The organism is Novilysobacter selenitireducens, from assembly GCF_020026895.1.
Lineage (GTDB): Bacteria > Pseudomonadota > Gammaproteobacteria > Xanthomonadales > Xanthomonadaceae > Lysobacter_C > Lysobacter_C selenitireducens.
Genome location: NZ_JAINZW010000001.1, coordinates 164,566 through 184,704, shown reverse-complemented (window position 1 = coordinate 184,704; position 20,139 = coordinate 164,566). Strand labels below are relative to the sequence as shown.

Annotated in this window: 20 protein-coding genes; 5 read left to right on the top strand and 15 right to left on the bottom strand. The window is 61.3% G+C overall.

The window, feature by feature from the left end; all coding sequences use genetic code 11:
- The first annotated feature begins 49 nt into the window (after positions 1-49).
- Positions 50-1,954: a hypothetical protein gene (locus tag K6753_RS00835; protein WP_223674294.1), complete on the top strand. Its 1,905-nt coding sequence runs from the start codon at positions 50-52 to the stop codon at positions 1,952-1,954.
- The gene (locus tag K6753_RS00830) at positions 1,941-2,402 is read left to right on the top strand and encodes a hypothetical protein (RefSeq protein WP_223674293.1); all 462 of its coding nucleotides are present in this window, start codon (positions 1,941-1,943) and stop codon (positions 2,400-2,402) included. Before K6753_RS00835 ends, K6753_RS00830 begins: the two co-directional genes overlap by 14 nt.
- A gap of 147 nt (positions 2,403-2,549) precedes the next feature.
- Here the strand turns inward: K6753_RS00830 and K6753_RS00825 are convergent, their stop codons facing one another.
- Both K6753_RS00825 and K6753_RS00820 read right to left on the bottom strand, forming a co-directional pair.
- The gene (locus tag K6753_RS00825) at positions 2,550-3,041 is read right to left on the bottom strand and encodes a hypothetical protein (RefSeq protein WP_223674292.1); all 492 of its coding nucleotides are present in this window, start codon (positions 3,039-3,041) and stop codon (positions 2,550-2,552) included.
- Between the two features lie 31 nt (positions 3,042-3,072).
- Positions 3,073-3,579 (bottom strand): hypothetical protein, encoded by a 507-nt coding sequence (locus tag K6753_RS00820; protein WP_223674291.1) that lies wholly within the window; start codon positions 3,577-3,579, stop codon positions 3,073-3,075.
- A gap of 468 nt (positions 3,580-4,047) precedes the next feature.
- Here K6753_RS00820 and K6753_RS00815 point away from each other — a divergent pair, with 468 nt between their 5' ends.
- Positions 4,048-4,296 carry a helix-turn-helix domain-containing protein gene (locus tag K6753_RS00815; protein WP_223674290.1) on the top strand — a complete coding sequence of 83 codons (249 nt, stop codon included), beginning with the start codon at positions 4,048-4,050 and terminating at the stop codon, positions 4,294-4,296.
- A gap of 422 nt (positions 4,297-4,718) precedes the next feature.
- Here the strand turns inward: K6753_RS00815 and K6753_RS00810 are convergent, their stop codons facing one another.
- Positions 4,719-4,955, bottom strand: a complete 237-nt coding sequence (locus K6753_RS00810) for a hypothetical protein (RefSeq protein ID WP_223674289.1) — start codon at positions 4,953-4,955, stop codon at positions 4,719-4,721.
- 697 nt (positions 4,956-5,652) lie between these two features.
- On the opposite strand from K6753_RS00810, the gene K6753_RS00805 reads away from it, so the two are divergent.
- Positions 5,653-6,498: an 8-oxoguanine DNA glycosylase gene (locus tag K6753_RS00805; protein WP_223674288.1), complete on the top strand. Its 846-nt coding sequence runs from the start codon at positions 5,653-5,655 to the stop codon at positions 6,496-6,498.
- On the opposite strand, the gene K6753_RS00800 is transcribed toward K6753_RS00805, so the two are convergent.
- The 6 genes from K6753_RS00800 to K6753_RS00775 form a co-directional block, all read right to left on the bottom strand.
- Entirely contained in the window at positions 6,439-7,110 is a 672-nt protein-coding gene (locus K6753_RS00800; RefSeq protein ID WP_223674287.1) for a nitroreductase family protein, read from the bottom strand. The two genes, K6753_RS00805 and K6753_RS00800, sit on opposite strands and share 60 nt — an antisense overlap.
- Positions 7,091-7,696 (bottom strand): 7-cyano-7-deazaguanine synthase, encoded by a 606-nt coding sequence (locus K6753_RS00795; protein ID WP_223674286.1) that lies wholly within the window; start codon positions 7,694-7,696, stop codon positions 7,091-7,093. Before K6753_RS00795 ends, K6753_RS00800 begins: the two co-directional genes overlap by 20 nt.
- Entirely contained in the window at positions 7,693-8,907 is a 1,215-nt protein-coding gene (locus K6753_RS00790) for a PfkB family carbohydrate kinase (RefSeq protein WP_223674285.1), read from the bottom strand. The genes K6753_RS00795 and K6753_RS00790 overlap by 4 nt, the downstream gene beginning before the upstream one ends.
- Positions 8,908-8,933: 26 nt before the next feature.
- A complete protein-coding gene (locus K6753_RS00785) occupies positions 8,934-9,125 on the bottom strand; it encodes a hypothetical protein (protein ID WP_223674284.1) in 192 nt (63 codons plus the stop codon).
- Positions 9,126-9,396: 271 nt separating this feature from the next.
- Entirely contained in the window at positions 9,397-10,284 is an 888-nt protein-coding gene (locus K6753_RS00780; protein ID WP_223674283.1) for a hypothetical protein, read from the bottom strand.
- Between the two features lie 21 nt (positions 10,285-10,305).
- Positions 10,306-10,884 (bottom strand): hypothetical protein, encoded by a 579-nt coding sequence (locus K6753_RS00775; protein ID WP_223674282.1) that lies wholly within the window; start codon positions 10,882-10,884, stop codon positions 10,306-10,308.
- A 192-nt stretch (positions 10,885-11,076) separates the two neighbouring features.
- Between K6753_RS00775 and K6753_RS00770 the strand changes: the two genes are divergently transcribed.
- Complete coding sequence (locus tag K6753_RS00770) at positions 11,077-11,445, top strand: hypothetical protein (RefSeq protein WP_223674281.1); 369 nt, start codon at positions 11,077-11,079, stop codon at positions 11,443-11,445.
- 562 nt (positions 11,446-12,007) lie between these two features.
- On the opposite strand, the gene K6753_RS00765 is transcribed toward K6753_RS00770, so the two are convergent.
- The 6 genes from K6753_RS00765 to K6753_RS00740 are packed head-to-tail and all read right to left on the bottom strand — an operon-like array spanning position 12,008 to position 20,116.
- A complete protein-coding gene (locus tag K6753_RS00765) occupies positions 12,008-12,709 on the bottom strand; it encodes a M48 family metallopeptidase (RefSeq protein ID WP_223674825.1) in 702 nt (233 codons plus the stop codon).
- Between the two features lie 5 nt (positions 12,710-12,714).
- Entirely contained in the window at positions 12,715-15,933 is a 3,219-nt protein-coding gene (locus K6753_RS00760) for a type I restriction endonuclease subunit R (RefSeq protein WP_223674280.1), read from the bottom strand.
- The gene (locus K6753_RS00755; RefSeq protein ID WP_223674279.1) at positions 15,933-17,189 is read right to left on the bottom strand and encodes a restriction endonuclease subunit S; all 1,257 of its coding nucleotides are present in this window, start codon (positions 17,187-17,189) and stop codon (positions 15,933-15,935) included. Before K6753_RS00755 ends, K6753_RS00760 begins: the two co-directional genes overlap by 1 nt.
- Positions 17,186-18,208: a virulence RhuM family protein gene (locus tag K6753_RS00750; protein WP_223674278.1), complete on the bottom strand. Its 1,023-nt coding sequence runs from the start codon at positions 18,206-18,208 to the stop codon at positions 17,186-17,188. The genes K6753_RS00755 and K6753_RS00750 overlap by 4 nt, the downstream gene beginning before the upstream one ends.
- On the bottom strand, positions 18,205-19,764 hold the full coding sequence (locus K6753_RS00745; RefSeq protein WP_223674277.1) for a type I restriction-modification system subunit M: 1,560 nt from the start codon (positions 19,762-19,764) through the stop codon (positions 18,205-18,207). Before K6753_RS00745 ends, K6753_RS00750 begins: the two co-directional genes overlap by 4 nt.
- A 49-nt stretch (positions 19,765-19,813) precedes the next feature.
- A complete protein-coding gene (locus K6753_RS00740) occupies positions 19,814-20,116 on the bottom strand; it encodes a GIY-YIG nuclease family protein (RefSeq protein ID WP_223674276.1) in 303 nt (100 codons plus the stop codon).
- Between the last annotated feature and the right edge of the window lie 23 nt (positions 20,117-20,139).

Sequence of the window (20,139 nt, the reverse complement as noted above, 5' to 3'; positions counted from 1 at the left end):
TTGCCCCTGCCATGAGCTACCCAGCCTTCCGCCCCCGGCTGACCACCCCGTGTTTGTGGACGAAGACGGCAAGACCACTTACTGGGGTGACTCTCGATGGCAGATAGGACACGTCACGCTCAACTTTGGCTATGGGCCGGCCTCGTCCACGAGTCTTGGACTGACCCCAACCAATGGCGACTTACTAAAGCAGTGCATGGCTTGGTTCATTTGGGGGAATCGGCGCGCTATTTCCTGCAATACCCTAAGCGCCTACTTCACGCAGTTGAAGTACATTTTCTCCGCATGTAGTCAGTTGGCTGTGCCCATAGCCGCCCATCACATGGGGCGGTTTTTCAACACTATCGAGGCGGAGTTGGCCGCGGCGATTCGCCCCTCAAACCGCGAAGGCACGATCGCTCGTCTGCATGAATTATGGCAGGCCAGCGAGTGGCTAGGTTTTACCCTCCTGGAACCGCCGCAGATTGCTCGCCTGCGCGAACTTGTACCCGTGCATGAAGGGCAACAGCACCACTTCATTCCTCCACGGATATGGGCCTATCAAGCGGCGCGAATGCAGGCCTTTCTAGAGGACTTCATCGCCCATAAATTGGAGTTTGAGGCTTTATTTCAGGAGATCACGGGCGCTTACCGAGAAAACTTTATCTCCTTGGCTAACGCGGCCAAGACGAAGAGACCCGGCCGTAACCCTGGCCGGCAGGCCGAATCAATAAGCGGGTGTGTCTATCTCGGATCGTTTTATGACATGGCCCAGCGTCACGGGGTGGCGGAAGTCCTCGCTCGGTGGATGTTCAGTCCTGGCAGGTCATTGGCGAGCCTGCCAAGCATTCAGGTGTCCGTAAAACTACTTGCGCATTACTTCAATGCGGTAGGTCTAGTCGGAACATCCTATCTGCAATGCTTCAGCGGAATACGTACCGGCGAGGCGATGTTGCTTCGCAGCACCTGTCTAGCCATCGAGAGCGATGCCGTCCTTGGTGATATCCATATTCTGAATGGCGAGACAACCAAGACAATCCAAGAACCTGACGCTCGCTGGATGGTCGCTTCCACCGCCGCGGTCGCTGTGGAAGCAATGACTGCGGTCGCACGGTGGCGCACCGACATCGCAACGGAGCTGGGCGACATTCCACTTAAGGAGGTGGATCACGTAAATCCTTTCCTCGTTCAGCGCATGTATGAACCTTGGGCTAGTTCTTCGCTCAAGGTGGCGGCACCGTCGAAGCGACCCAACGGATACAACATCGCGAACTGGCGAACGAAAGTGCCTGGTCTGTTTGAAGTTCAGGCACTTCGCATCACCGCTGAGGACGAGGCATATGTGCGCCGCTTCAGCGCAAATGCAGACGTGACAAGATACGGACGGGGCTGCATCTGGCACTTCACTTCACACCAGTACCGCCGGACTATTCAGGTAATGATGGCAGCATCTGGGGTGAGCCTTGAGTCCCGGCAGCAACAACTCAAACACCTTGCTAGCAGCCAAAGTGCTTATTACGCCAAAGGCTTCGAGAACCTGCGCCTCAACCGCAATTTCGGAGATGAACTTATCTCCACGCGATACGAGCTTGTTTCAGTGGAGGCGGGCCTGCTACATGGCCCGGAGTATGTCTCACCGCACGGTGAAGCGCGAAAGAGTGAGCTGCTACGCTTCTTCGATGTCTCTAGCCGTGACGAGATTGCAAAAGCGCAAAAGAAGGGGTTGCTCACCGTCAAGCAGACTGTGTTAGGTATTTGTACGAAGTCATATTGCGAGTACGGCGGTCACGACAACTACGTCCACTGCCCGAACTGTGTGGATGGACTCATGGACAAGCGGAAGCGAGGCCACATGCACCAGGAGGGGCGGACAATTGCCGCTCGGCTGATCGATATTCCGGCGGGAACGCCGCTTCGGTCAGCGCTTGAGGCCAGATCCAAGGCAGTTGAGAGGTTTATGGATGTCACAGCCTGATTTTGTTGGCGAAGCTGAGATGGCCTTCCGCGACGCCTTTGAGCGCCTCAAGCTCGGCAAGCCATCCGTGCTGCCATCTGGTACGCCAGTCAGTCAGAACAACGTCGCCAAGGAGGCAGGCCGAGATCCAAGCGCCCTGCGCAAGAGTCGCTATCCCCGCCTGATACGCTCAATCCAAAAGTGGATTGAAGACAATGGGAACGCGCCCCGCAAGCGCACCTCGAGTGCCTCCCTCATTAGGGGCGCTCGCGCCAAGAACCGCGAGCTGAAGTCTCGGATCGAAGAGCTGACCCAACAGCGTGACCGGGCCATGGCCCGCCTTGTTATTGCCGAGGAGTCCCTCCTTGAGCTTCATCGACGGCTACAGGAATACAAGTCGCGCGTTGGTGAGGTGGACAACTTGGTTCGGATTCCAAGGGAAAGAAAAGCGTCCAATACAAAAAGTTGACTGAGCGGGCGTTAGGCGTGGCGCCGTCTATAGCTGCAAGCCATTGAGTGAGACGCTGGGCTGGGTCAGCTAGCTACTCGCGGAGCCGGAGGGCGTACGAGGTGATGCAACGGGGTCGGCACACGCACCAGGCCTGTGCCCACGAGCTCAACGTGCTTCTGGGCACCATTCTGAAGGAGTGATGTTGGTTGCGGCCCCGTACAGCGGCAACCGATAGTCGTTGAAGAGGTTCCGGAGTGCCGGCAGGTTCCGGCCCATGAAAAGCCAGCCGTGGTGCTCGTCCCACTGCATCTCAGTCCTGAAGGGGTACGTCGCCTTGTCGTCTTCGTTGAACAGGTCGAAACCGTCCAGCACGAAGACGCGTTCGTACGTCGGCGGCTTTCCATCACGGACCCAACGGCGTTCGCAGATGCGCTCGGTCACCGAATTGAGACGTTCCGCCGGCGCGGGTCTCAGGTCGACCAGTTCGGTTACGACGCCGGTGGCGCGCGCTCGCTGCTCGACCGCCGCGTACACGGCCTGTGCCCGCTCATCGTCCGGGCATGCCACGTAGCGCGAAATACACACGCGCGCAAAGGCGTGGTGCACGAAGAGATCCGCCACCGCGTCCACGAGATGCTGATCGGGGACGACCTTCACCGTTGGGCTTGAGGGTGTTCCAGCCATCCGGTCACGCGCCCCGGCGTTCGTCCAGGTAGTCGACCACCGCACCCTGCCGGCCGTCTTGCACCATTGCATCGGCGGTACGGCCGTCGAACTCGGGCACGGCGCACTCCAGGTACCACGCGGCCGCCCGGCGCTCGTCACCGCCATGGGCGTCGACTGCCTTGACCAGAACCTCTACCACGGCCGCCAGATACGCCTGAAGCTCCGGTCCGGGCGGCCACGCATCCAATTCGCGTACGGCGACCCCGGCCCGCTGCGCCAGCGGCTCGGGCCGCAGCCGCAGGAACACCCCGACGAGCGCCGGTGAATACCAGGCCTCCCCGTCCTCGCGCAGGCGCACTGCCAGCGGCAGAACGTCCCGCCGGGGACGCTCTTGCAACTCGTCCCCCACCCGCAAGCGGCCATTGAGGCGGGTTGTGCCTTGGCTGGCCCAAGCAATGGCCACGTTCATGGCCTCGTGGTCCCGTGACTCCATCTGCGCGAAGAACTTGTCCCGGAGTTCGTCAACCAAGGTGCGGACGTGAGGGGGCACGGTGTCCTCGTATTTCGGCATTGTGCGGGTTTAACGCGCCTGCGAGCTAATTGACCAAGCGCGCATGTGACTCCAGAAAAGCATGCATCGCGGCGCGGGAGCTAAGCGCTTCGTCAGGAATGGAGCACTTGAGTCGATTGGCCAAAGACTTGGCAAATGCGAGTTGCGCTCGGGTTGGTTCCTTGAGATCCCAATCAAGCGACTCTGGAAGGACCTCGCTAAGACGTCGAGCGACGCGTTTTGCGAAGGCCTCTTGATCCTTTGGCGACCCCAAGCGCTCGAACTGCCGAACAAGAGCAGAACGCGTGGGCTCCTCGATCACTAGCTCGAGAGTCAGCCCTGACTGGTGTTCAACCAAGAACAAGTCCATAAAAAGGTACCGCACATAAAAGTAGCCTACTTTTATGATGGTAGCGCTAAATGTAGCGCAAGTCCTAAGTTCTCCCCATGGATGACGGAAAGCTCCTCGTGGCGGTAGGTGCCGCCATTCGGCGCCATCGTGAAGGCCGGGGAATAAGCCAAGAGGGCTTTGCGGATTCGATAGGGATGCACCGAGCCTACTATGGGTCCGTCGAGCGGGGCCGGCGAAATCTGACCTTGATGACGCTTGTCAGGCTTTGCGAGGGATTGGACGTCCGCCCCTCGTCTCTACTCAGCGAAGCTGAGGCCGCCGCGCGTACTAGCCGCAGAAGGTGATCTGCTCCAGGGTTCCCGTCACGGGGTACCCCCCGGATCGGTCTGACTCGCGGCCGAGGGGCCGATTGGTCGGACCACCCCGCACCCCGCTACAGGCGTCGCGGCTCCATTTACAAGCAGTCACGCCCGTATCGGCTTCGTAAACGGGACCTCGGGGCTGGCTGCCTCCTAACACCTACTGGATCTGGCTGCGCAGTCGCACGGTGCGCGGCCGCGCGTCCGACCATACGGACCCGTCTCCGCCGCCTTCCTAGCCAGCTGTTATGTCCAATAGAGATTCGGCCAGGATCGCCTGGTAGCGAGCCTGCAGGTCCTCAAGCGATTCGCCCTCGCTGCGGCTGCGAACTTCCTAGTAGAGCGAGCGCTGTGAAGTAAAGAGGGTCGTCAGGCGGCTGCCAACGTCCGCGTACTTCGAGCGAGCGTCATGATACGAGGGGAAGTAGAAGAGGGCATAAGCGACGACGAGCATGAAGGCCGCAAGCACCTTGTTGTCGAGGCTGCTTGATCACCAGTGCGAACACGCCGACCGCGAAGCTGAAGATGCTGATCCAGCCGGGCGCCTTCTCGACAATGGCAAAGGTGGCAAGGTGCTTCTTTGCCGAGTAGCCGACGTTGTAGCCGCTCTCGGCAATGACTTTAAGCAACAGTTCCTTGTTCAAGCCTTTCCCGTTGGGCGCTCCTTAATCGCCAGCCTATGGTCAGCCGTGTCGAACACAAGGTGCCCCGCCCCTGTCGCGCAGATCGAGACTGGGTGGGACCATTTCGCCCAGATGCAAATGCAGGGTCGCCCCTGGCTTGGATGGCTGGGCGTTCAAGGCTCCTAAGGAGTGGTCTTGCGCTGGCCGGCGTTCGTCAGCGGCGCAAGGCACAACAAGACACCCTTGATGCACTGCGCGGCTAAGGGGTCGCCGGCAACGACGTGCTGAAGCAACTCAGAGAGCTCGTCGAGCTGGTGGTTGCGACCTTCGGTCGGACTAACATCGATATCGGCATATCGGCATAACCGAAGCATTGCGTCTGTCAGTCGCTTTCGCTGCCCCCTGAGTGCGCGGCTGACCTGCGGCTGCGGAACCCCAGTCGCCGCGCTTACGTCATTCTGTCCATGCCCGTTGGCCGCCATGCTAGCTGCCAGCGCCTTGGGCAGGCGTTGGAGCAGGGGATGGGCGGTGGCCGGCTTATTTGGCATATCGGCATACTTTACGGCATAATGCGATCCTGACCACAGGCGATCGACCGATCTTTAGATGGCCCTCACCAATGCCTTGCCGTTGTTGGTGTAAGAGAGCGGCTCAAGGATCGGGCTCTGGGGCCGTTGGGTCTGATGGTGGTTCCCGCAGTTCGCTCCAGGAGGAGTCTGTGCAGCGCGCTTACGTGACGCTCGAATCCATGGCCGTCAGCGTTGATCTTCCGCCCCCCGAGGCGGAGGTGCTGCCTGGCGTCCGGTGGGGGCATGTCGAAGCATTTCCGACTCCCGCCTATTGGGCCTACCAAGTCATGGCGCGACGCATCGAAGCGCGCCAGATCAAGTACCGGCTTGGCCAAACACTGCGTGAAGAAGTGGGAGCCTGTTTGCTGGGCGGCCACGGCATTCCGGCCAAGGTCGGGCTGTTGGCCTTTGAGCATCTGAAGTCGAAAGGTGCATTCGATGGCAGCAGCCCGGGTGAGGAGATCCTGCGGGAGTGGTTATCTGAGCCCATGCAGGTGGATGGCCGCAGCATCCGTTATCGCTTCGCGGGGCAGAAAGCGCGTTACCTTGCCGCCGCGCTGGAGCGGCTGGCCTCGCAACCCTCGCCCTCGGATTCGGGGCGAGCGCTGCGAGATTGGCTGACCCGAATCCCTGGCGTTGGCTACAAGACCGCGTCCTGGGTCGCCCGCAACTGGCTCGATGCAGACGACGTCGCTATCCTCGATATCCATATCCTTCGCGCCGGCGTGTTTGCGAAATTCCTGGACGCAGAGCTGACCGTCGAACGCGACTACCTTGCGCTCGAGCAGCAATTCCTGTCCTTCAGCCACGCGCTCGGGGTCCGTCCATCGGAGCTCGATGCGGTGATCTGGTGGGAAATGATGGCCTCTCCGAACTCCGTGGCCCGAGTGCTTGAAGCGCTGCCCGAGGGGAGGTTCAAAGAGCGGCATGCACCATCACGGACGCGCACCAAGAATCGCCGCACCGACTCCCCGCAGCTGGCCCTGATCGGCTAGAGCAGCGACCCAGGGATCGCCGGAAACGCCGAGCAGGCAGAAGTGCAGGTCGAGCGAGGCGGCCACCAAGGCCAGTGTGCCCTGCAGGACGCCGGCATCGCGCCACACCAAGCTCTCGGCGTCCTCGTACTTGGCTGCGGTCTTCCCGGGCTCTGCGACAAACAGCATCAGCTGCCCTTGGCCTCTGGGCACCAGCTCTTCGCAGTGCAGCGCCAAAGGGTCCAGGTGCGTGTCGACCGCCGTCAGCATATCCAGGCAATGGTCATGCGGGTTGTAACGCGCCCACCCGTGTGCATCCGGCAGCTGTAGCACCATGTGGATCGGATGGATGGCACCAGCCGATGGCGTTGGACGGCGCTCGATCGCAAAGCCCAGCGGCGATGGTGCCAATTCCAGGCGTCGCCCGACGTGCCACAGCAATGCACTCAGCTGAGCCGGCGGGAGTCGAGCGAACGCCCGCTCGCTGCGGCGGTTCTGCAAGGCAGCCGTCATCGGTTGCAGCTCGACAGCGTCTGCCGACGGCAACGCTATGGACTGGCTGATCGGCCAGGACAGCGGCGTGTAGGGTTCTGGTACGGCGCGCGGAACTGGACTACCCAGCGACTTCCACATTGGAATCGAGCTCCTGAAGCACTTCGTAGTACTTGTTGCATCCGCGGCAGTTGCAGCAGGGCACGTCGGCCTTGTGGCAGCTATGGGCCCAGGCCAGCATCGAGCGCGGGATACCGGAAGCACGCACGAGGTCCGCCGTTCGCATGGCGATGGCGGGTGCTTCTACAACCAGCCCGCCCTCCTGGTAGGCGAGGAGCCGGCTCGTGTGCTCGATGAACTCCGACGTGCCGTCCTTGTGACTTCCATCGGACGCCACCGTGCCGAGCCAAATCCGTTTCACGCCCAACGCCACGGCCTTCATCGCAACCAGGGTCACCAGCAGCTGGTTGCGGTAAGGCCACCAATCACTGGCGGGTGCATGAGCGTCGGGCGCCGCCCCGGCCATGTCGCCCGACCCCAGAGATCGAGCGTCAAAGCGCAGGACGGTATGCGGAATCTCGAGTGCCTGGCAGATCGCCGCGGACGCCGCGATCTCAGCAGGCGCTGCAAGTTGGCCATAGTCGACGGTGAAGGCCAGGTCCGGGCGTTTGAGCCACGCCAAGGCAATGGAATCCATCCCGCCGGACAACAGCAGCGCCGTCTTCATAGCTCCGCGGCCACCCACACCGTCCGGTAGATTGCGCTGACGAAGTCGTCGCACATGAAGCAATCGGAGCCGACCATCATTTTCAGGTTCTCCGCCGACTCGTTCTCCACGTAGACCACCACCGGCTTACCCGCCATCCGGGCATAACCGACCTCAAAGACGGTGCCCGGGTCCGCGCCATCCACGATCGCCAGCATCAGGTCGCAAGCGCGGATGCCGTCGATGTCCTCGGGCACGACTTCCTCGGCCGGCCCTGGGCCCACCTCGTGGTACGGCGAGAACACGTCCAGCCCCATGTCGCGCAAGCACTGCCGCGCTTGGTCGACGACCCAGAGCTGGCCAAGCGTGAAGAACGGGCCTGCCAGATAGACGTTCGGCCGGTAACCGGAGGCAAATCGCTCGGACACGATCACCGGTTCCGGGCGATAGGCGTCGAGCTCGGCCGGGCTGGGAAACCCGCGGTGTTCGCAGTAGTAGGCAGTCGCCCGTGACGCGCGGTCAGCCGCCTCGACCGGTGCACGGCCTTCCTCCATCCAGGCGTAGGCGAAATTCGCTGCAAACTGATCGCCCGAACCGATCTTCCACACGCGCGGCGTCTGGTAGGCGGGCACCCTTTGCGTGGTGCCGGCGTGCCACACCATGGCGCCCTCGGGCCCCATCTTGATGATGACGACCTCCGCCAGCTCACGTGCGGCGAGCTGGCTGGCAAGGTCCTCGGGAGCGAGGTCCTCGCTGCCCTGGCCGAGCAAGGATCGGGCTTCGTACCGGTTCAAGACCAAGGCCAGATGGTTGGCGGTCGAACCGTTGTGGCGGAAAGACTCAATCCCTTTGGCATTTTGCGGATCGAAAACGGCGTAGTCGGCCGTGACCACGGCCGTGCTTTCGAGCATGCCAAAACGCAGCACTTTCTCGGCTTTCACCGACAGCGGCGGAAGGTCTTCGCGCGGGCGCCGAATACTCGGCCGGCTGAGCCCATGGGTGTAGTAAAAGCCCACACCCTGGGGCGCGGGCGTACCGACAATGTCGAACTCATCAAATCGGCCGTGTGCCTCCAGGGCGTCTTTGGTCTCCGGGCTCGAATAGCAGTGGAGACTCGCCTGGCCACCTAGGTGCGCAATCGCACTGGCAGCACGACCGGCCGAACCAAACACCTCGTCCCAAAGGGGACGCATGCACCACTCGCGGTATGCACCGCCGACTACTGCCAGCATCTTGCTGCTCCCCTTCCGTGGAAGATTTAGTGTCTGACCGCCTTGATGCGGACTTGGACCTGCCCGCCGGAAATGGACGTCACCGTCGCCTCGTAGACCGTCCCCAGCTCAATGCACTCGCGCAGGCGGTTTGTGCTGGCCGAGGCGATGCCGCCGGCCTTATCGCCCTGGTGAGTGAGCACGATCACCACGGCGCCGCCCTGGGCCTCGAGGGTCACCTGCAGGACGTCTCCGACATTCAGCCGACCAATGATGGGCGCCTTTGGCGAAGAGATCGACGTATCAATGATAAGACGCTCGCACGTGACACCTGGGTCACCATACGAGCTGCCTCCGAAACCACCACCCGATCCTGACATCCAACACCTCCATGCATGGTTCAGTTGAGTGACCGTCGGTCTACTCGAGCACCGACGTCGTTAGCGTATACATGTACGAGCGGCATTCAAGCCGCTGCTTGCGAGCTGCGCATCGCACCAACGCCTTGGGTTAGGGCTGGGCCAACGCGTTCGCCTTGTCCAGTTTCATGGCTGCCTCAAAGGACTTCTGCTCTGCCTCCCACGCAACTACGCACTTTCGGGCGTCATCGGCTTGCTCGGTTAGCGTCGGGAGCGACTCCAGTCCCTCATAGAACAAGGCATGGCGCTCTAGCACCTCTGCCGGCCGCGGCGGATCGTAAAAGTGCTGGATCGCCTGCGTGTACTCGCGGTGGAGCCAGAGCATCTTCCTCAGGGTTCTCGGGTCGCTCGTGGCGACCATCGACTGGCTCAGGATTCTCGCAATGACTCCGAGGTAGGGGATGTAACCCTCGGCGCCAACGCCGGCTCCGTCGGCCACTGCATCCCAGCTCAGGTAGTCCAGGTAGTCCAGGCCATCGCCATCGGTCTTGACGAAGTCGCGCACATACTTGGCCTCGGTCGCATAGTCGTGGTGCGGGGCGGGGTGGCGGCCGGCAATATGAGTCAGCTTCGGGTCGACCAAAATGCGCGGGACGCTGGCCAACTCGCTCTCCATGCGGTGGGCCTCGACTAGCGCAGGGCCGAACGCCATGTGGCCGTCGTGAATCAAGTCTCCCGCGGTGATCCCACCCCGAACCAGGAATCCCTGCGATGCCAGCTCTTTCTGAAGGAGCGACACGGTAAGCAGGATGTCGAAGACCGCCGACGACTGCTTGGTCAAGTATGAGACAACCACACAGTCGGAGAACTGCGTCACCTGGTGATGGGCCCATTCTTCGTCGATCCGGGTGTGCTCATGGATCGTCTCGATGGCCCGGGCAATCCGCTTGATGTGCGCCGAGTCGGTTACCGAATGCTTGATGTGATCCCGGAATCCCAGGATGTCCATGAAGACTACGATTCGCTTTTCGTACTCCATGCGATGCCCCCTTGGCCGATATCAGTACACGCACCAGCCGTCCTTGACGATGGGGAGGACCACGTCCCGCTTTCCATTGCCATTTGCGGTTCCAAGCAAAAAGGCAGCAGCGTCCACAGCCTTGCCCGTAGCCAGGGCGTCGGCGGCAGGTTCGTCGAACGCATCGCGTTCTGCGCGCAGCTGGAACCGGTACTGTCCACCTCGTGTGCTGTTTGCCACGATCGTATACGCGTGCGCTGCGGACGTACCCACCGCGTATTTGTACACATTGAACAGGAAGCTTTCGTCCTTGGGCGACGAACGGGGGAGCCCCTCCCCGATCGTCAGGATGTTCTCTTGCGTCCGCAGGTCAGCCTCATACGCAAGCGCAGTCCAATACCGAACGAGCCTAGAGGCTTCGCTGTCGTCCATGGGCCCTTGGCGATAAACGTACTGTCGGCCACCGTCGTCCGTCACGTAGAGACTGGTTCCCGCGATGGAACTGGACTTGCCGATACTGGCTAGAACGATGGGGGTGATCCCGTGGCCGAACTCCACCAGTCCCACGTACCGGCCTTCGAAGTCGTGGATCGTAATCTCGTCAAACTGCTGTTCCGTCATAGCTTGCTCCTTGGGTTAGAGGGTATCGGTTCAACTGGCGGCGACCAAAGGGACCGCCAGAGCGCCAGGTAGCCTGCCAGCAAAGCGGGCCGCGCAACAGTCCGCTATGAGCTCCCCTGGGATGGACCGCATAGGCGATGCGCCGTACAGGGGCAGCGCATCGTCGACATCCTCCTCGGAAAGGCGAAGACGTTGTTTCAAATACTCTGGGAATCTCGGCGGCGCGTCGAAATCCTTGAGGTCGTGCTCAATGACGAAGCGGGCATGGTGGCGCTTGATCAACTTTGGGAGGGTGTGCTGTCGTCGATCGGTTTGCGTAAGGCGCCATTGCCGTTCCTGATGGCTGGGGTTGGCGCTGTCGAGCTGGAGGCGTCGGACGTTCCTGAGTTGGCCTACGAGTATCTGACAGTCAGTCCCACGCAGATCGTGCGCTACGAGGGACCCTCGGCGTGGGTCTTGTGTATCGAGAACATGACCACGTTCGTGCTGGCTGCAAAGCGATGGCCCGCGCGGTTGGGTGGGCTACTTCTGTTCACCGGCGGAATGCCCTCTCCGACGTAGCGCCGTACCTTTGGGAAGGTCCTGGATTCCATACCCGCGGACGTGCCCTTGTTCCACTGGGGTGACGTTGACGAAGGCGGGTTTCGCATCGCCGCGGTGATTGCTAGGCCATCGAGCCACGGCGCGTGGAGCCGTGGCTCATGTCGGTGCTGGTGGCAGGTCAGCTTCTACAAGCACGGGCTGGCTGCCTGACAGCCCGTCGCGGGGTTTTCCTACAGACGTGGGTCCTCACTTGCATACATGCTGTCCATCCCGAGCGCGGCGCCACTACGGCCGCCCACCCGCGCTGCCCTGGGCAGGGCCCTAGCGGGACATTGTCAGATCCGGAAAGGGCGGTAGCCGACCGCGATCAGTACCGTGGCCGCGCATCCAGCCGGCCCGGTCATGACTTGCTAATCAGTCAGGCGGTGGTCCGGACCCATCCTGGTCCTTGGACAGATCGCCGCTGGATCCGGCTGCTTACCTTTACCGTCTGCCGTTCCAGTCATCGGTTGAGGGGGCCTGCAATGGCCTGACCTCGTCTTGTCCGTAAGCCAGCGCGGCTGGTCACCAAGACCCCCCCTCACAACAGAGCTGACTCCAGCCGATGTTTTCGCCGCTCCCAGTCAGGCATGCGCTGTTGTAGAAGGCGCCCGAAGCGCTTGTCATGGTTGCGATGCTGGGTATGACAGAGCTCATGAACCACGACGTACTCGATGCAAGCGCGCGGCGCTCGTATCAGGTTCACGTTCAACGTCATCGTACCCGCGTTCGAAAGGCTTCCCCAACGGGACTGCATCGTCCGAACAATTAGGCGTGGCTTCTCAACACCATCGAATAGCGACAGCTTGGCATCCAGAATCTCGCCGAAGGTTTCTCGTGCTCTATCAATGTACCAACGATGCAACACCGCCTTCACTCGACTGGGCTCCGTGGGCTCTGGAAGTGTCACCAAGAGTTGGTCGCGCGTCAGCTTTGCGTTAACGACCGATCCAGAGATCACCTTGAGCCGATACTGTCGACCGAGATAGAGATGAGACTCCCCATTGATATGCTGGCGGGGCGGGGTTCGCGGTGTGTAACGCTCGAAACCGGCCAGTTGCCGTGTGATCCATGCAGCCCTCTTTCGCACCCGATCGGCAATCAGTGCCTCGGAACATCCGACGGGTGCGCGTACCAGCACGCGGCAGTTGGGGTGGACTTCGATAGAAAGGGTCTGCCTCGACGCCAGAAAACGTACCTCGTAGCCGAAGGTGTCGGCACCGTAAGTCAGTGTTCTCTTCATCGTCTTCACCCGGCCAGTCGGTGGCGGGCAAGCTGCATCGTCTTCTCAATTATTTCGTCCATCTCTTCCGTGGACAGCGCGATTCCGCGTGCGCCCTTGATGTCGTCGTAAAGGTAATCATCGATCTCGTTCATCGTTCGGCGCTGGGCGTCGAGGTCATCCCAGTAACCCACCTTGCGATTGCGGCGGACAATATCCCACACCGCTATGGCGGCCTCGGCGGCGGCAAGCTGAGCTTGTTTATCGTCGCCCAGATGGCGTGCCATGAAGGGGCACAGCAGGCCGTAAACGGCCGCCGCGTCGGCGTTACCACTCAGCGCTACTGGTAGGTCATCGCCCTTGCGCGAGACAACGGCGTCCTTGATCTCGGAGACCCGCTGCAGGTACGCCAAATCGGAAAGACGCTTGGCGCGATAGTCGTCGATTGCCTGTTGGATCAGCCGGGAAAACCTCTCGTAGAAGGCCGGGTCTTGCACCAGTCGTTCCTGAATGGCGCGCTTGGTGGCATGGGCGATCATGTCGGCCTTGGCGCCAAGGTTCTTCTCGCTGCCAGCGCCCTGCTCGTCGACCACCTTCTGGAACGCTGCCTCGTCGAAAATGTTGACCGGTGGGCTCAGCTGTACCACTTCGGAGGCAGAAATATGCGTGTCCAGCAGCTTCTGGATCCTTGGCTCGAAGTCCTTCTTGTAGTCGATTGCTTCCGCATAGCGCAGCTTCACCGACGCTTTGAGATTGACGAAGCGCTTGAGATCGTCCTTATAAGCGCGCAGCTTACGCTCCGGGGTATCGGCGATGAAACGCTCGCTGGACAGGGCGATGGCCAAGATTTTTGCGTAGGCCAACAGGCGCTCGTAGAAGTTGGCGCGTAGCTTCTCGTCAGCGAGCAGCTGCTCGAAGGCTTCTTCGTCTTGGCGGTTCTTCACCGTCTTGAACAGGTCCCACAGTTCGGCGTGCCGCTGCGGCAACACGCGGGTTTCCTCATGGATCGAAGCCAATGCGCCCCTCAGGTCAGCTTCCTCGAACCCTTCGAAGGCGCTATAGGTGGTGAGCGCCTGGTCCAGCTCCCCGAGCACGCCCACATAGTCGATGATGTAGCCGAAGTCCTTGATTCGGCTGCCAGCTTCGTCTTCGTAAAGGCGATTCACCCGCGCGATGGCCTGCAACAGCGAGTGATCCTTGAGCCGCCGGGTCAAATAGAGCACCGCGTTGCGCGGCGCATCGAAGCCGGTCAGCAGCTTGTCCACCACGATCAGGATCTCGGGTTCCTCGCCGAACTTGAAAGCGTTGACGATCTGTTTGTTGTAGTCGTCCTCAGAGCCGAAGCGCTTCATCATGCGTTGCCAGAAGGCCACCACTGCGTCGCTAGACTCCTCAGCGTCGAATTCATCGAAGCCCTCGCGCTCGTCGGGCGGTGAGATGATCACCTCACTTGTGACTGCACCCAACTCGTCCAAGAACGCCTTGTAGCGGAGCGCTGCGGCCTTGTTAGGGGCCACCAGCTGCGCCTTGAAACCGGTTCCCTGCCAGTTCTGCCGGTAGTGCTCGCTGATGTCGAAGGCGCGCATGTAGATGACCTGCTCGGACTTGTTCAGCATCTCGGCGCGGGCGTACTTGTTCTTCAGGTCAGCCTTCTGTTGGTCTGTGAGCCCTTGGGTATGGCGTTCGAACCAGATGTCGATCGCGGTCTGGTTCTGCTCCAATTCCACCATGCGCCCTTCGTAAAGCAGCGGCACGATCGCACCGTCTGCCACTGCCTGGTCGATGGCATAGGTGTGGATCACACCGCCGAATCTGGCCACGTCACTCTTCTCGCGGGTCAGCAGGGGCGTACCGGTGAAGCCGATGTAGCAAGCATTTGGGAACATCTGCCGCATGCGCGCCGAGTAGCCGCCCAGCTGGGTGCGCTGCGTTTCATCCACCAACACGAAGATGTCGGACGAAGCATCGCTGAACTTCCTGTAGGCGAGCGCCTTCTCAAACTTGTGCACCAACGTGGTGACGATGTGCGCCTTGCCGTCGGACACCAACTCGATAAGATGGCGGCCGCTCTCGGCCCGGTCGGGCGAAAGACCGCAGGCGGCGAAGGTGTTGCCGAGCTGCTTGTCCAGATCCACCCGGTCGGTGACGAGCACGATTCGCGGATTTCGGATCTCCGGATCCAGCGCCAACGCACGCGCCAGCATCACCATGGTTAGCGATTTTCCCGAGCCTTGTGTGTGCCAAATGATGCCGCCCCGACGTTTGCCGCTGTCGTCGGTCTGCTTGACACGGGCAAGCACTTCGCGAATGGCGAACACCTGCTGATAGCGCGCGATCTTGCGCACGCCTCCGTCGAATACTGTGAACGCCCAAGCCATCTCCAGCAGGCGCTCCGGCCGGCACAGTGCGAAGAGCGCCCGGTCCTGTTCGGTCACCTGCCGGCCCACCAGGTAGGGCGCAATCTCCTCACGCACACCCAACTCGGCGAAAGCCAGTTCGGACAGAGAGGCCTTTACAGATTGGGGCAGCGGCCGCTCCAGCAGGGACTCTAGGTCTGCGTCCGCCACGTCCTCCTTCCACTTCGACCAGAATCTGGCCGGCGTGCCGGTAGCGGCGTAGCGGGCATCGTTCTTCGTCACCGCAAGAAGCACCTGCGCATAGGTGAACAGGCGCGGGATGTATTCATCGCGCTGATTGCGAATGGTCTGTGAGATGGCTTGAGCCACCTCGACCTTGGGCGACTTGCACTCGATCACCGCGAAGGGGATACCGTTGACGAACAGCACGATGTCCGGCCGGCAGGTCTCAACGCTGCGGGTGCGCTCCACCGCCAACTCGGCGGCCACGTGATAGACATTGTTGGCCGGGTTGCGCCAGTCGACATAGTTGAGGGTGAAGCTCTTCTGGTCGCCCTCGATGGACTGCTCTAGCGCCACGCCCAGGGTCAGCAGGTCGTAAGCCGCCTCGTTGGTCTTGAGCAGGCCGTCGTACTTGAGGTTCTTCAGTCGCTGGATAGCGCTCTGCAGGTTCTCTTCGCTGAAGAGATAGCTGCCGCCCTTGTGCTGGATGCGATTGAGCTTCTTCAACTGCTCGCGCAGGATCTCCTCCAGCAGCACGTTGCCGGCCTTGCCGCCGCGTGCGGCCAGCGCCTCGGCTGGCGTCAGGTACCGGTAGCCCAGAAGGACCAGCACCTGCAGAGCGGGGATCTGGGAGAGGTATTTCTCGTCGAAGCGGAAGCTGTCCATCAGGCGCCCTCCTGTTCCGGCACTGGCAGCCGCCACTGGCCGGTCAGCAACTTCTGCATGAGGCCCCGCTTCTGGGTCTTCAGCGCCGCGACGGACTGCCCGAGCAGGTCGATCTCGTCGCGCAGGGCGTTGAGGTAGCGGGCGATGGCGGTTTGGGTGGCGAAATCGGGGATGTAAATACGGACCTTGAAGAACTCTTCCGGATGCAAGCGTTTCGAGCCAGAGCCAGTCGCAAGCGCCTCCAGTGATGTATAGAAGTCCTTACGCGACAGCCAGAAGTACAGCCATTGCGGGTCGATGCCATCCGCAATATCGAATGCCGGCAAGTCTTGTGTCGAAGCGCAGCCATCCAGTTTCGGTGGAATAATGCCGATGGCGCCTCGGAAGATGTTTTGTTTGCCGTAGATCAGTTGCCCCGCGTGCCGCCGGAAATAGGCCGTTGCACCGTCGCGGTCCGTGCCGCGGACGGGACGGCTCTCAACACCCTGAAGGTGCAGCCGGACGGTCAATCGTTTGGCCGGGTCTTGATCGGTATCCGGCTCCCGACTTTCGGTGAGATAGTCGCCCAGCAGGGCGGGCGTGCCACGGGGACTGCGGGCGGAGACTTCCTCGGCAGAGGTACCCACATGGGCGTGGGGGTGCTGGCCTCGGCTGATCAGGCGCGACAGTTCGTGGCTGTAATGCCGCTCCTTCGCCGCGATCAGATGCTCGGTTTTCTGGATGGCGGTCTCCCAAGCGGCGAAGAGGTCGACGATCCTCTTCTGCTCGGCAACCTCCGGAAGAAGCAGTTCAAGCTGTTTATAGGCACCCACATTAAAATGCTTTAGAGCCAGCCCTCCCTGCGTTCCAAGCACATGGCGCCTGCCGACCGGCGAGTTTGTAAACTCGGCGAGATACTTGGGGAGGACCTGGTCTTGATGTGGGCGCGCAAATACGATGTCGATGCAGTTTGACCCTGCGTACTCATCGGTAACGACGCAAGCAGTACCCGGCGCACCAGAACGAACAACGAGAACGTCGCCAGCTCTTAGCGATGATTTCGAGTTGGCCCGGTGTCCTTCTGGAGATAGGTAAACCCAGTCGCGATCAACGATGCGATTTTCGCCAACATTCGCTGATCGAAAAGCTCGGATTCCTTGGCTGGGTGCGACGTAGTATTGCGACGGCTGAATAACGATACCTACGCTGACAGTTTCGCAAACGTCTGCAACGTGTACTCGTCTCCACATGGCGAGTTCCTGGAGTGCTGACGTCATTTCTTCTTCTCCCGCCCCTTGCCTTCCAGGTGCCGCTCGGTCTGTTCCAACGCCGCGATATCCTCCGCATCCGCCGCCAGCCGGGCCGCCTCGCGCCGGGCGGCGTCGAAGCTCTCGTAGCGTTCCAGCGCCAGTTTCTCCGCCACATCGGCACGCAGCTTGCCCGCGTGGGTCAGCACCTCGCGTTCGTTAAACTGCAGGAAGGCGTCGAGCTTGTCTTCCCAGTCGCGCATGGTCAGGGTGCGACGGCGCAGGGCCTGATCCTCGGCGTAGTCGAGGTACATAACCACGATGCGGTCCAGCGCCTCGATCTCTTCGAAGCTCAGGTAGTTCTTGGCGACGGTGACGTCCTGCTTGCGCACGCGGCTACTGGCCCAGGTGGTGAGGCCCATGTTGGGCAGGGCGGGGTCGGCGCGGCCGGCGATCAGCTCGGGCGCGGTGCGGCCGGTGACGGCCCAGAGCATCTTGTTCTGCACCTTCTTGAAGAAGAGCTGGGCGGCTTCGGACTTCTTGTCGTAGTCCACGGCGGTAGCGTAGATGTCGCGGATCTTCTGATAGAAGCGCTTCTCGGAGGCGCGGATGTTACGGATGCGCGACAGCAGTTCGTCGAAGTAATCCCAGCCGACGGGCTCCTTGAGCCGGGCGTCGTCCAGCACGAAGCCTTTGACCAGGTATTCGCGCAGGTGGGTGGTGGCCCACTGGCGGAACTGGGTGCCGCGCGGAGAGCGCACCCGATAGCCGACGCCCAGGATCATGTCGAGGCTGTAGTGCTTGAGGCTACGATTGACCGCCCGGCCGCCCTCTTGGCGAACTTGTAAGAGTTCCTTACAAGTCGCGCCCTCGCTCAGCTCCCCCTCGGCGTAAATGGCCTTGGTGTGCTGGGTGATGTTCTGCGGCGTGGTGTCGAACAAGGTGGCGATTTCGGCCTGGGTCAGCCAGACGGTGCCTCCCTCGGCACGCAGCTGGATGGCGGTGCTGCCGTCATCTAGGGTGTAGAGGATCAGTTCACCGCCACTCATACGCCCAACTCCTTGAGGTACTGCTTCATGCGCTGGCGCACCTCGACCAGCTCACCTTCCAAGCGCGCGATCTCCTGCTCGACGGCGGCGACGTCGATCTCTTCCTCTTCCTCGAAAGTGTCGACGTAGCGCGGGATATTGAGGTTGAAGTCGTTGTCGGCGATCTCCTTCAGGCTCGCGACATGGGCGTACTTGTCTACTGGCTGCCGGGCGCGGAAGGTGGCGAGCACCTTGGCCATATGCTCGTCGAGCAGTGCGTTCTGGTTCTTGCCGCTCTGGTAATCGCGGCTCGCGTCGATGAAGAGCACGTCCTGGCAGTCTTCGCGGGCGCCGCCCCTTTCGCGGGCGCGGTCGAAGATCAGGATGGCGACAGGAATCGACGTGGTGGGGAACAGGTTGCCCGGCAGGCCGATGACGGCATCGAGCAGGTTCTCCTCGATCAAGGCGCGGCGGATGCGGCCCTCGGCCCCGCCGCGGAACAGCACACCGTGCGGCACCACCACGGCCACGCGGCCTTCCTGTGGGAGGGCAGTTTCGATCATGTGAGTAATGAAGGCGTAGTCACCCTTGGACTTGGGCGGCAGGCCGCGCCAGAAGCGGCCGTAGCGGTCGGCCTCGACCTCCTGGCCGCCCCATTTGTCGAGACTGAAGGGCGGGTTGGCCACGACCACGTTGAAGCGCGTCAGCCGGTCGGCCTCGACCAGTGCCGGACTGTTGAGGGTATCGCCCCATTCAATGCGGGCGGCGTCCTTGCCGTGCAGGAACATGTTCATGCGCGCCAGCGCCCAAGTACTGCCGTTGACCTCCTGACCAAAGAGGGCGAAGTCACGGCTTCCTTGCTGTTCTACAAGCGCTGCAGCTTCGATAAGTAGGCCACCGGCACCGCACGTGGGGTCGCAGATCCGGTCGCCGGGCTTTGGTGCTGCCAATTGCGCCAGCAGCCTGGAGACCTGCTTGGGCGTGTAGAACTCGCCGGCCTTCTTGCCGGCGTCGGAGGCGAAGCGCTCGATCAGGTAGATATAGGTGTCACCGATCACGTCCTCGGAGACACGCGAAGGGCGCAGGTCGAGCTTGGCGAAGTCGCCCAGCAGGTTCTCAAGGCGGCGATTGCGGTCCTTAGTCTTACCGAGGTTGGCCTCGCTGTTGAAGTCGATGTTGCGGAACACGCCTTCGAGCTTCGCCTTGTTGGCTTCTTCGATGTGGTCGAGCACGATGTTGACCAGCTCGCCAAGGTTGGCGGCTTTGCGGCGCTCGTAGAGCGAGTGGAAATCGGCCAAGAAGCGCTCAGTGACCTTTCCGGACTTCTCGTCCTTGAACTCGACGTACGGCAGGATGAATCGCTCGCGTTCGAGCTTGCGGCGGATGCGCTCCTCGTTGTCGCCGTATTCCCTTTTGTACTCGGCGTAGTGGTCCGCCCACATATCGCTGATGTACTTGAGAAACAGCATTACCAGGATGTAGTCCTTGTACTGCGCGGGATCGACGGCGCCGCGGAAGGTGTCGCAGGCGGCCCAAGCGGTGCTGTTTACGTCCTGTTGCGAAAGTGTGTTCGACATGATGAGTTTCCCTATGGAGCGGGCGGGGAACCGCCCGCTCCGGATGTCTTCAGCGGAGGCCGCAGGGTGGGTTGTAGATGGCACGCAGCTCACGTTCGATACGCATACGTGTGCTGGCATCCGTGTAGTGCGCGGCGGCGAAGAGCGTTCCGTATCCGCACCCCTTCCACTGTCCCTGACGATCGTGTCCTGCGATACGGTTCTTCAGCGTCGCTGACTCACCTACATCGACTACCACGTACTGTTCCGGTGAGTTACAGCCAAGAATCGCGTAAACGCCGGACGCGTTTCGCAGGGCGTCGAGCGAGCCGAAAGGCCCTTCAAAGTTGTAGTTGCCAATTTGGATGGCCATACTTGTTTTGCCTCACGAGTGGT